Raw genomic sequence first — 10,743 nt, 5'->3', positions numbered from 1 at the left:
GTCCGGGCCGACGACCCGGAAACCCATGATTTACGGGCCGCGTTCTCGGTGAACGGTGGGCACGACTCGTATTTCGCGGCCCACAAATCACGGGCAAGTGTTTCCGGGCGCATCGGCCCTGCCCTCCGCCCACGCCCCCTCACGTCCCACGCCGCCGCCCCCGGCCCACCCCCGTGCCCCTGGGGGAGGTGAGGTTGCAAGGGGTGCCCGGTAAACACGGGCGGGGGTTGCTGGGGGCGTCGGTCCTGCCCTTCGTCCGCGCCTCCTCACGTCTCGGTTCCCTCGGCCCACCCCCGTGCCCCTGGGGGAGGTGAGGTTGCAAGGGGTGCCCGGCGAACACGGGCGGGGGTTTCCGGGGGTGTCGGTCTTGCCCTTCGTCCGCGCCTCCTGCCGTTGCCTTGGGCCCACCCCCGTGCCCCTGGGGGAGGTGAGGGGTGCGGGTCAGAGGAGGGTGGCGCCGGGGGTGGGGGAGGTGGTGGGGCGGGCGGTGCGGCAGGTGCCGGAGCGGCGCAGGGCGTCGGCGACGGTCTCCGCCGTGGCGGCGTCCTCGGTGAGGAAGGCGCAGGTGGGGCCCGAGCCGGAGACCAGGCCGGCGAGGGCTCCGGCGCTCTTTCCGGCCTCCAGGGTGTCCGCGAGGGAGGGCCGGAGGGAGAGGGCGGCGGCCTGGAGGTCGTTGGCCAGGGCGCCGGCGAGGGCGTGCGGGTCGCCCTTGCGGAGGGCGGTGAGGAGGGCGGGGGACGCCTGTGGTTCGGGGACGTCCGCGGTGCCGCGCAGGCGGTCGCACTCGCGGTAGACGGCAGGCGTGGACAGGCCGCCGTCCGCCACGGCGAACACCCAGTGGAAGGTGCCGCCGACGTCCAGGGGGGTCAGCAGTTCGCCGCGGCCGCGGCCCAGCGCGGCGCCGCCGAGCAGGCTGAACGGGACGTCGGAGCCCAGGTCGGCGCAGAGGCTGAGGAGGTCCGGGTGGGGGGTGCGGAGGTTCCACAGGGTGTCGCAGGCGAGCAGGGCGCCGGCGGCGTCGGCGCTGCCGCCGGCCATGCCTCCGGCGACCGGGATGTCCTTGGCGAGGTGCAGGTGGACGCCGGGGGTGGCGATGCCGTGGTGGGCGGCGAGGGCGTCGGCGGCGCGGGCGGCGAGGTTCGTCGGGTCGAGGGGCACGGCGTCGGCGTCGGGGCCGGTGCAGGTGAGGCGGAACGTGTCGGCGGGCGTCGCCGTCACCTCGTCGTGGAGGCCGACGGCGAGGAAGACGTTGGCCAGGTCGTGGAAGCCGTCGGCGCGGGGCGGTCCCACCGCGAGCTGCACGTTGACCTTCGCGGGGACCCGGACGGTGACGGTCACGCGGCCTCTTCCTTCTGGGTGGGGGACGGCCGGTGTTCGGCGATGGCGGCGAACTCCTCGACGGTCAGGGACTCGCCGCGGGCCTTCGGGGAGACGCCCGCCGCGGTCAGTGCCTCTTCGGCGGCCGCGCCGGAGCCGGCCCAGCCGGAGAGGGCGGCGCGCAGCGTCTTGCGGCGCTGCGCGAAGGCGGCGTCCACCACGGTGAAGACCTCGGTGCGGGAGGCGGTGGTGGCGGGCGGGTCGCGGCGGACGAGGGAGACCAGCCCGGAGTCGACGTTGGGCGCGGGCCAGAAGACGTTGCGGCCGATCGCGCCGGCGCGCTTCACCTCGCAGTACCAGGCGGCCTTCACCGACGGCACGCCGTACACCTTGGAGCCGGGTGGTGCCGCCAGCCGGTCGGCTACCTCGGACTGCACCATGACCAGGGTGCGTTCGATGCTGGGGAAGCCCGCGAGCATGTGCAGGAGGACCGGTACGGCCACGTTGTAGGGCAGGTTGGCGACCAGCGCGGTGGGCGGAGGGCCGGGCAGGTCGGTGACGTGGAGGGCGTCGGAATGGACGAGGGTGAAGCGGTCCGCGCGGGACGGCAGACGCGCCTCGACCGTGGCGGGGAGGGCGGCGGCCAGCACGTCGTCGATCTCGACGGCCGTGACGCGGTGCGCGGTCTCCAGCAGGCCCAGGGTGAGCGAGCCGAGCCCGGGGCCGATCTCCACCACGACGTCGTCCGGGAGGACCTGCGCGGTACGGATGATCCGCCGGACGGTGTTGGCGTCGATGACGAAGTTCTGCCCGCGCTGCTTGGTGGGACGCACCCCCAGCGCGGCGGCGAGTTCGCGGACGTCGGCGGGGGAGAGGAGGGGATCGGGGGCGGAGCTCACCGCAGCAGTCTACGGGCGCGGTTCGTAGCCGAACGCGCGCGCCGTGTTCGCCGCCACGTGACCGGCCAGCTCGTCCTCGGACAGGTCCTTGACCTCGGCCATCGCACGGAGCGTGACCGGGACGAGGTAGGGCGCGTTGGGGCGGCCCCGGTACGGCGCGGGGGTGAGGAACGGTGCGTCGGTCTCCACCAGCAGCAGTTCCGGCGGCGCGGCGGACAGGGCGTCCCGCAGCGGCTGGGCGTTCTTGAAGGTGACGTTGCCGGCGAAGGAGAGGAACCAGCCGTGCTCGGCGCAGGTCCGGGCCAGGTCGGGGCCGCCGGAGAAGCAGTGGAAGACGGTGCGCTCCGGCGCGCCCTCCTCGCGCAGGATGCGGACGACGTCGTCGTGCGCCTCCCGGTCGTGGATGACCAGGGCCTTGCCCAGTCGCTTGGCGAGGGCGATGTGCGCGCGAAAGGAACGCTGCTGCTCGGCGATGCCGGCCTCGCCGGTGCGGAAGTAGTCCAGGCCCGTCTCGCCCACGGCGAGCACCTGCGGCAGCGCCGCCAGCTTCTCGATCTCCGCCAGTGCGGCGTCCAGCGCCTGCGGGCCGCCCTCCTCGGCCAGCCGCGGCGCCTCGTTGGGGTGCAGCGCGACCGCCGCGTGCACGGAGGGGTGGGCTGCGGCGACCTCCGCCGCCCAGCCCGCCCGCTCCACGTCGCAGCCGATCTGCACGACGGTCGTCACCCCCACCGAGGCGGCCTTGGCGAGGGCGTCCCCGACGGTGCCGTCCTGCATGTCGAGGTGGGTGTGCGAGTCGGCCACCGGCACGCGGAGCGGTTCCGGCAGCGGCGGTGCGGGATGGGCGGGAGCGGGCATGCCGCGATGATAGGTCCCCGCCCTGGCCGGGGCGTCAGTGGTGCTGCCAGGCGTCCACGGCCGTGGCCACCCGTCCGGAGCGCATGATCCGCAGCTTGTGGCCCTCGCAGTTGGGGCAGGTCGGGTGGGTGAGCGGGGAGGGTACGCGCCGGCCGTCCGCCCAGTAGGTGATCAACGGCTTGCCGTCCGGCCCCGTGCGGTGCTCGATGTCGTACGTCTGCTCCCAGCCGTAGCCGCAGTTCATGCAGGCGAAGCTGTACGCCTCGTGCACCGTCGTTCCGGATGCTCCTGTGCCGCCGGTCTCCGTCATCGAAGCTCCCTTCTTCCCGGGCGAAAGAGCCCACGGCCAGTGGACTCCCGTGCCGGAAGAAACGCAGCAGTCTTGTGGGAAGCGTTGAGGACAATTGGCCCTGAGTTGGGCCCGGAGCGGAGAAACCGCCTCTTTCCTGGGCGAGGTTTTGCTTTTCAGGTTAACGCTTTACCGGGTGGTGTGACATGAGGAGCGAGGTGTACGGAGCGTGCGCGGTCAGTGCCCGCCGGAGCCGGCCTGCTTCGCCGCGACCACCGCGTCGAAGACCTCCCGCTTGGGCACGCCCGCGCCCTGCGCGACCGCCGCGATCGCCTCCTTGCGACGCTCCCCGGCCTCCTCGCGCACCGCCACACGGCGGGCCAGCTCCGCGCCGTCCAGGTCCTCCGGTCCGGGCGGCGCCGCGCCCTCGACGACGACGGTGATCTCGCCGCGCACGCCCTCGGCCGCCCACGCGGTCAGCTCCGCGAGCGGACCGCGCCGGACCTCCTCGTAGGTCTTGGTCAGCTCCCGGCACACCGCCGCCCGGCGGCCGGCGCCGAAGACCTCCGCCATCGCCGTCAGCGCGTCGTGCAGGCGGTGCGGGGCTTCGAAGTACACCAGAGTGCGCCGCTCCCGCTCGGCCTCCCGCAGCCGGGTCAGGCGTTCCCCGCGCTTGCGGGGCAGGAAGCCCTCGAAGCAGAAACGGTCCACCGGCAGGCCGGACAGCGCGAGCGCCGTCAGCACCGCCGACGGCCCCGGCACGGCGGTGACCCGCACGCCCCGCTCCACGGCGGCCCCCACCAGCCGGTACCCCGGATCCGACACCGACGGCATGCCCGCGTCGGTCACCAGCAGCACCCGCGCCCCGCCCGCCAGGGCCTCCACCAGCTCCGGCGTCCGGGCGGACTCGTTCCCCTCGAAGTAGGACACCACCCGACCGCCGACCTGCACGTCCAGCGCCTGCGTGAGCCGGCGCAGCCGCCGGGTGTCCTCCGCCGCGACGACGTCCGCGGCCGCGAGCTCGGCGGCCAGCCGCGGCGGGGCGTCGGCGGTGTCGCCGATGGGCGTGCCGGCGAGGACGAGGGTTCCGGTGGAGGTCATGCGCGCGAGTCTCGCCGCCGGACCGCGCCCCGGGCAACTCGCGGCCCGCCCGCCACGCGGTGCCGGACGGAAGGGGGAAGGGGAAGAGTCGGCTTGCCGCGCCGCGGGGGCGGGGGCGCGTTCCTTACGATGAGCGCTGTGACGACCCAGGAGACCGCCACCGAGGCAGCGCACGAGACCGCCCCGCCCCCCGCGCCGCCCGGGCGGCAGGCGCGGCTGCGCCGCTTCGGCTACCGCCCCGCGCCGCGCGCCGGGCTGCGCGAGCGGCTCGTACCGCCCTACCCCCGTCCCTCCCGCAGGCCCGCGGCCCTCTTCGGCTTCTCCCCGCGCGCGGCGGAGCGGCTGGCCGTCTGGTCGGCCTGGGGCGGGCCGCTGCTCGTCGCCCTGGTCGCCGGACTGCTGCGGTTCTGGCAGCTCGGGTCGCCGCACGCGGTGATATTCGACGAGACCTACTACGCCAAGGACGCCTGGTCCCTCTGGCAGTTCGGCTACGAGGGGACGTGGGAGGACGGCGCCAACGAGCGCATCCTCTCCGGAGCCGGCGACGTCGGGCTCTCCTCCGACCCCTCCTACGTCGTCCACCCCCCGGTCGGGAAGTGGATCATCGGGCTCGGCGAGGTGATGTGGGGGCTGAACCCGTTCGGCTGGCGGTTCATGACCGCCGTGCTCGGCACCCTCTCGGTGCTGATGCTCTGCCGCATCGGCCGCCGGCTGTTCCGCTCCACGGCGCTGGGCTGCCTGGCCGGGGGCCTGCTGGCCGTGGACGGCCTGCACTTCGTGATGAGCCGCACCGCGCTGCTGGACCTGGTGCTGATGTTCTGGGTCCTCGCCGCGTTCGGCTGCCTGCTCGTGGACCGGGACACGGCGCGCGCCCGCCTGGCGGCCGCCCTCCCGCCCGACCCCGACCGGGAGGGCGGGGCGTCCCCGGACGCGTACCTCGCGGAGCGCGTGAAACTCGGCGTGCGGCCGTGGCGCATCGCCGCCGGAGTGTGCCTCGGACTGGCCTTCGCCACCAAGTGGAACGGCCTGGTGGTGCTCGCCGCGTTCGGCGTGCTCGCCGTGCTGTGGGACATGGGCTCCCGCCGCGCGGCCGGCGCCGGACGGCCGTTCACCGCGATGCTCCGCCGCGACGCCCTGCCCGCCTTCCTCTCCACCGTTCCGGTCGCCCTGCTCACCTACGTCGCCTCGTGGACCGGCTGGTTCGCCACCGACCGCGGCTACCACCGCGACTGGGCGCGCACCGAGGGCGCAGGCCAGGGAGCGACCTGGCTGCCCGACGCGGTGCGGAGCCTGTGGCACTACGAGACGCAGGTCTACGACTTCCACGTCGGTCTCACCGACGGCCACACCTACGAGTCCAACCCGTGGAGCTGGCTGGTCCTGGGGCGCCCGGTCTCCTACTTCTACGAGTCGCCCGACAAGGGCGAGGCCGGGTGCACGGCGGCGGACGGCTGCGCCCGCGAAGTGCTCGCCCTGGGCACGCCGTTGCTGTGGTGGGCCGGCTGCGCCGCCGTGCTGTACGTGCTCTACCGCTGGCTGCTGCGCCGCGACTGGCGCGCCGGCGCGATCCTGTGCGGCATCGCCGCCGGCTACCTGCCGTGGTTCCAGTACCAGGAACGCACCATCTTCTACTTCTACGCCGTCGTCTTCGTGCCGTTCCTCTGCCTCGCGGTCACCATGATGCTCGGGGCGCTCGCCGGTCCGCCCGGTGTCACCGAACGCCGCCGCCTGGTCGGCGTCGTCGCCTCCGGAGTGCTGGTGCTGCTCGTCGTGTGGAACTTCATCTATTTCTGGCCCGTGTACACCGGCGAGACGATCCCGCTCGACGCCTGGCGGCAGCGCATGTGGCTGGACACCTGGATCTGACCGTCGCGAACCGCCGCGCCGATACACCGATTCGATACGCGAAAGAGTGATGTGGGCGCCCGGTCCGTCAAGGTTCGTGCCGTAGGGTGCCTCGGACAAGGTCCCCGGCCGCGTCGGCCGGGGCGGGGTGGAGGGGCACTATCCGGATGGGTCACAGGGAACAGGCGCGGGACAGACAGCGCATGGCGGTCATCGGCTCCGTGGCCGCCGTCGTCATCGGCGCCACCGGTTTCGGCGTGTACGCACTGGTCGGCGACGACGAGGCGGGCCGCGGCGGCGTGGGGACGACGACCGCGGACGGGAAGCAGCCGGAGACCGCCGAGACCGGGCCGCCGACCGCGGAGGAAGTCCGCACGGTGGCGGGCGACTTCCTGGACGCCTGGGCCGCCGGCAAGGAGCGGCAGGCCGCCGCCCTCACCGACGACCAGACCACCGCGCTGAAGGCGCTCACCGCGTTCCGCGAGGACGCAGCCGTCGACGAGATCGCGTTCACCCCGCAGAAGCCGAAGCAGCGCGAGGTCGCCTTCGCGGCCGAGGCGAAGATCGTCCACGAGGAGACCACCGCCGACTGGTCCTACGACGGTGCCGTGAGCGTCGTACGGGACAAGAAGACCGGCGACGCACTCGTCCACTGGGAACCGTCCGTCCTGCACCCCGAGTTGAAGGACGGCCAGAGCATCGAGACCGGCGAGGCGGGCACCCCGCCGATCAAGGCCGTCGACCGCAACGGCACCGAGCTCACCAAGGACGACCATCCGGCGCTGGGCGGCATCCTCGCCGACCTGCGCAAGCGCTACGGCGACAAGGCGGGCGGGGAGCCCGGCATCGAGACCCGCATCCTCGACGCGAAGGGCGAGGAGACCGGCACCACCCTCCTCACCCTCTCCGAAGGGGAGGAGGGCACCCTCCGGACCACGATCGACCTCGGCGTGCAGCAGGCCGCCGAGTCCGCGATCGCCGGCAAGAACAAGGCCGCCGTCGTCGCCGTGAAGCCCAGCACCGGCGAGATCCTGGCCGTCGCCCACACCCCCGCGCCCGGCTTCAACATCGCCTTCCAGGGCCTCTACGCCCCCGGCTCCACGATGAAGGTCGTCACCGCCGGCATGCTCATGGACAAGGGCCTCGCCTCGCCGAACGCGGCGCACCCGTGCCCGAAGGAGTTCGAGTACGGCGACTGGCCCTTCCACAACGACGACCACTTCGAGATCAAGGGCGGCACCTTCGCGCAGAGCTTCGCCCGCTCCTGCAACACCGCGTTCATCAGCCAGGCCCCGGAACTGCAGAACGACTCGCTGACGAACTACGCCCGCGACGTCTTCGGGCTCGGCCTCACCTGGCAGGTCGGCACCTCCACCATGGACGGCCGCGTCCCGGTGCAGAGCGCCGCGCAGATGGGCGCCTCCCTCATCGGGCAGGGCGGCGTGCGGATGAACCCGCTGAACATGGCGTCCGTCTCGGCGACCGTGAAGACCGGCGTCTTCAAGCAGCCGTACATCGTCTCCCCGGAGATCGACGGCCGCACGCTGACCGGCGCCCCGCAGACGATGAAACCGGAGACCGCGAGCGGCCTGCGGCAGATGATGAACCTCACCGCGGTGAGCGGCACCGCGGCGGCCCCCATGGCCGGCATGAGCGGCGACTTCGGCGCGAAGACCGGCTCGGCCGAGGTCATGGGCCAGAAGAAGCCGGACGCGTGGTTCACGGCGTACTCCGGGGACATCGCCGCCGCGGCGGTCGTACCCGCCGTCGGCCACGGCGGCGAGTACGCGGGCCCGACCGGTGCCGTGCCGTTCCCGGCCCGTGCCGCGTTAGCGTGGACGGATGACCGCTCCGTCCGCCGCGCACCCGCGCTTCGCCGCCGCACTCGCCGCACTGGGCCTCGACGCCGTCGAGGTCCGCGCCTTTCCCGACGGCACCCGGACCGCCGCCGACGCCGCGGCTGCGGTCGGCTGCGAGCTGAGCCAGATCGTGAAGTCGCTCGTCTTCGAGGCCGACGGCAAACCCGTGCTCGTGCTGATGGACGGCGCGACCCGCGTCGACCTCGCCCGGGTGCGGGAACGGCTCGGCGCGGGCACGGTCGGCCGGGCGAACGCCGACGCCGTCCGCCGGGCCACCGGCTACGCCATCGGCGGGGTGCCGCCGTTCGGCCACGTCACGCCGCTGCGCGTGCTCGCCGACCGCGGGCTGCTCGCGCACACCACCGTGTGGGCGGCGGCGGGGACGCCGCACACCGTCTTCCCGATCGACCCGGGGGCGCTGATCGCCCACGCCGGGGCCGACCTCGCCGACGTCGCCGAGACCCGGCAGGCCCCCGCCTGACGAATCTCCCGGTCGCCGGGGGCGGCAGGGGCACGGCAACGGGGCGTCTAGGCTGGGACGCCGTCCCGGAACGCGTCGCAGGAGTGAGATGGCAGTCAACCTCGTCAACCTGGAAGCCGTCGGCAAGGTGTACGGCACCCGTGCCCTGCTGGACGGCCTCTCGCTCGGCGTCAGCGAGGGCGACCGCATCGGCGTCGTCGGGCGGAACGGGGACGGCAAGACCACCCTCATTCGCATCCTCGCCCGGCAGGAGTCCCCCGACGACGGGCGCGTCACGCACGCGGGCGGGCTGCGCCTCGGGGTGCTCACCCAGCACGACTCCCTCGACCCGGCCGCCACCGTCCGCCACGAGGTGCTGGGCGACATGGCCGACCACGAGTGGGCCGGGAACGCGAAGATCCGCGACGTGCTCACCGGTCTGTTCGGCGGGCTGGACCTGCCGGGCTTCCCGGACGGGCTGGAAACCGTGATCGGCCCGCTCTCCGGCGGGGAGCGCCGCCGCATCGCGCTCGCGCAGCTGCTGATCGCCGAGCAGGACCTGATCGTGCTCGACGAGCCGACCAACCACCTGGACGTCGAGGGCATCTCCTGGCTGGCCGGGCACCTGCGGGCGCGGCGCTCGGCGCTGGTGTGCGTCACCCACGACCGCTGGTTCCTGGACCAGGTGTGCACCCGCATGTGGGACGTGCAGCGCGGCAGCGTGCACGAGTACGACGGCGGGTACAGCGACTACGTGTTCGCCCGCGCCGAGCGGGAACGCATCGCCGCGACCGAGGAGGCCAAGCGGCAGAACCTGATGCGGAAGGAACTGGCCTGGCTCCGGCGCGGCGCCCCCGCCCGCACCAGCAAGCCGCGGTTCCGCATCGAGGCGGCGAACGCGCTGATCGCCGACGTGCCGCCGCCCCGGAACGACGCGGAGCTGATGCGGTTCGCCAACTCCCGGCTCGGGAAGACCGTCCTGGACCTGGAGGACGTCACCGTGCAGGCCGGGCCGAAGGTGCTGCTGCGGCACCTGACCTGGCAGCTGGGGCCGGGCGACCGCATCGGGCTGGTCGGCGTCAACGGCGCCGGCAAGACCTCGCTGCTGCGGGCGATGGAGGAGGCCGCGCGCAGCGGCGGCGAGAAGCAGCCCGCCGCGGGACGCGTCAAGGTCGGCAGGACGGTCAAACTGGCCTACCTCTCGCAGGAGGTGGCCGAGGTCGACCCGAACTGGCGCGTGCTGGAGGCGGTGGAGCGGGTGCGCTCCCGCGTGGAGCTGGGCAAGGGGCGGGAGATGACCGCGTCGCAGCTCTGCGAGAAGTTCGGCTTCGTGAAGGAGAAGCAGTGGACGCCGGTCGGCGACCTGTCCGGCGGCGAGCGCCGCCGGCTGCAGATCCTGCGGCTGCTGATGGACGAGCCCAACGTCCTCTTCCTCGACGAGCCCACCAACGACCTGGACATCGAGACGCTGACCCAGCTCGAGGACCTGCTCGACGGCTGGGCGGGCTCCCTCGTCGTCATCTCCCACGACCGCTACTTCCTGGAACGCACCACCGACCGCGTCCACGCGCTGCTGGGGGACGGGACGTTGCGGATGCTGCCGCGCGGCGTCGACGAGTACCTGGAGCGGCGGGCCCGGGTGCGCGCGCAGACGGCCGCCGGGCCCGCCGCGCAGGCGGCGACCCGTCCGGCCGGACAGAACGGGCAACCGGGGCAGGCCGGGCAGGCAGGGCAGGCCGCCGCGAAACCGGCTGCCCTGTCCCGCGCCGCGCAGAAGGAACTCCAGCGCATCGAGCGGCGGCTGGACAAGGTCGGCGCCGAGGAGTCCACGCTGCACGGCGAGATCGCCGAGCACGCCACGGACTTCGAGCGCGTCGCCGGCCTGGACGCCCGCTTGCGCGAACTGGCCTCCGAGCGCGACGACTTGGAGACCCGCTGGCTGGAACTCGCCGAAGGCGAGTAGGACCGGAGCGGCCGGTCACGGGGGGACGGCGCGCCGCGCTTGACAGATCCGTCCCGAGGCCGTGACGGAACCGGAACGCTCCCGCGCGGCGTCCGGTGGTAGAAAGAACCTCACTCACCAGTCAGTCATGGCGGGCTCGATGTCCGATTCGCTCG

The 10,743-nt window shown here is 73.6% G+C and carries 8 protein-coding genes and 1 pseudogene; 4 read left to right on the top strand and 5 right to left on the bottom strand.

Going from position 1 to position 10,743, the window contains the following annotated elements:
- Window positions 1-441 precede the first annotated feature (441 nt).
- The 5 genes from RM572_RS27725 to rsmI all read right to left on the bottom strand — a co-directional run bounded on the left by RM572_RS27725 (window position 442) and on the right by rsmI (window position 4,461).
- Entirely contained in the window at window positions 442-1,338 is an 897-nt protein-coding gene (locus RM572_RS27725; RefSeq protein WP_311676129.1) for a 4-(cytidine 5'-diphospho)-2-C-methyl-D-erythritol kinase, read from the bottom strand.
- A complete protein-coding gene (rsmA, locus tag RM572_RS27720) occupies window positions 1,335-2,216 on the bottom strand; it encodes a 16S rRNA (adenine(1518)-N(6)/adenine(1519)-N(6))-dimethyltransferase RsmA (RefSeq protein WP_311676128.1) in 882 nt (293 codons plus the stop codon). Before rsmA ends, RM572_RS27725 begins: the two co-directional genes overlap by 4 nt.
- Window positions 2,217-2,225: 9 nt before the next feature.
- Window positions 2,226-3,071, bottom strand: a complete 846-nt coding sequence (locus RM572_RS27715) for a TatD family hydrolase (protein ID WP_311676127.1) — start codon at window positions 3,069-3,071, stop codon at window positions 2,226-2,228.
- Between the two features lie 34 nt (window positions 3,072-3,105).
- Entirely contained in the window at window positions 3,106-3,381 is a 276-nt protein-coding gene (locus RM572_RS27710; RefSeq protein ID WP_037790175.1) for a hypothetical protein, read from the bottom strand.
- A gap of 216 nt (window positions 3,382-3,597) precedes the next feature.
- Window positions 3,598-4,461 (bottom strand): 16S rRNA (cytidine(1402)-2'-O)-methyltransferase, encoded by an 864-nt coding sequence (rsmI, locus tag RM572_RS27705; RefSeq protein WP_311676126.1) that lies wholly within the window; start codon window positions 4,459-4,461, stop codon window positions 3,598-3,600.
- 129 nt (window positions 4,462-4,590) lie between these two features.
- On the opposite strand from rsmI, the gene RM572_RS27700 reads away from it, so the two are divergent.
- The 4 genes and pseudogenes from RM572_RS27700 (at window position 4,591) to RM572_RS27685 (ending at window position 10,588) form a co-directional block, all read left to right on the top strand.
- A complete protein-coding gene (locus RM572_RS27700) occupies window positions 4,591-6,327 on the top strand; it encodes a dolichyl-phosphate-mannose--protein mannosyltransferase (protein ID WP_311676125.1) in 1,737 nt (578 codons plus the stop codon).
- Between the two features lie 146 nt (window positions 6,328-6,473).
- Window positions 6,474-7,982: pseudogene (locus RM572_RS27695) on the top strand (penicillin-binding transpeptidase domain-containing protein); the annotation flags it as partial.
- A 166-nt stretch (window positions 7,983-8,148) separates the two neighbouring features.
- Complete coding sequence (locus RM572_RS27690; protein ID WP_311676124.1) at window positions 8,149-8,646, top strand: YbaK/EbsC family protein; 498 nt, start codon at window positions 8,149-8,151, stop codon at window positions 8,644-8,646.
- An 88-nt stretch (window positions 8,647-8,734) separates the two neighbouring features.
- A complete protein-coding gene (locus RM572_RS27685) occupies window positions 8,735-10,588 on the top strand; it encodes an ABC-F family ATP-binding cassette domain-containing protein (RefSeq protein WP_311676123.1) in 1,854 nt (617 codons plus the stop codon).
- The last annotated feature ends 155 nt before the right edge of the window (window positions 10,589-10,743 follow it).

Origin of the sequence: Streptomyces hazeniae (assembly GCF_031845485.1) — a bacterium.
GTDB classification, from domain to species: Bacteria; Actinomycetota; Actinomycetes; order Streptomycetales; family Streptomycetaceae; genus Streptomyces; species Streptomyces hazeniae.
This window is presented reverse-complemented; position numbering and strand designations above follow the sequence as displayed.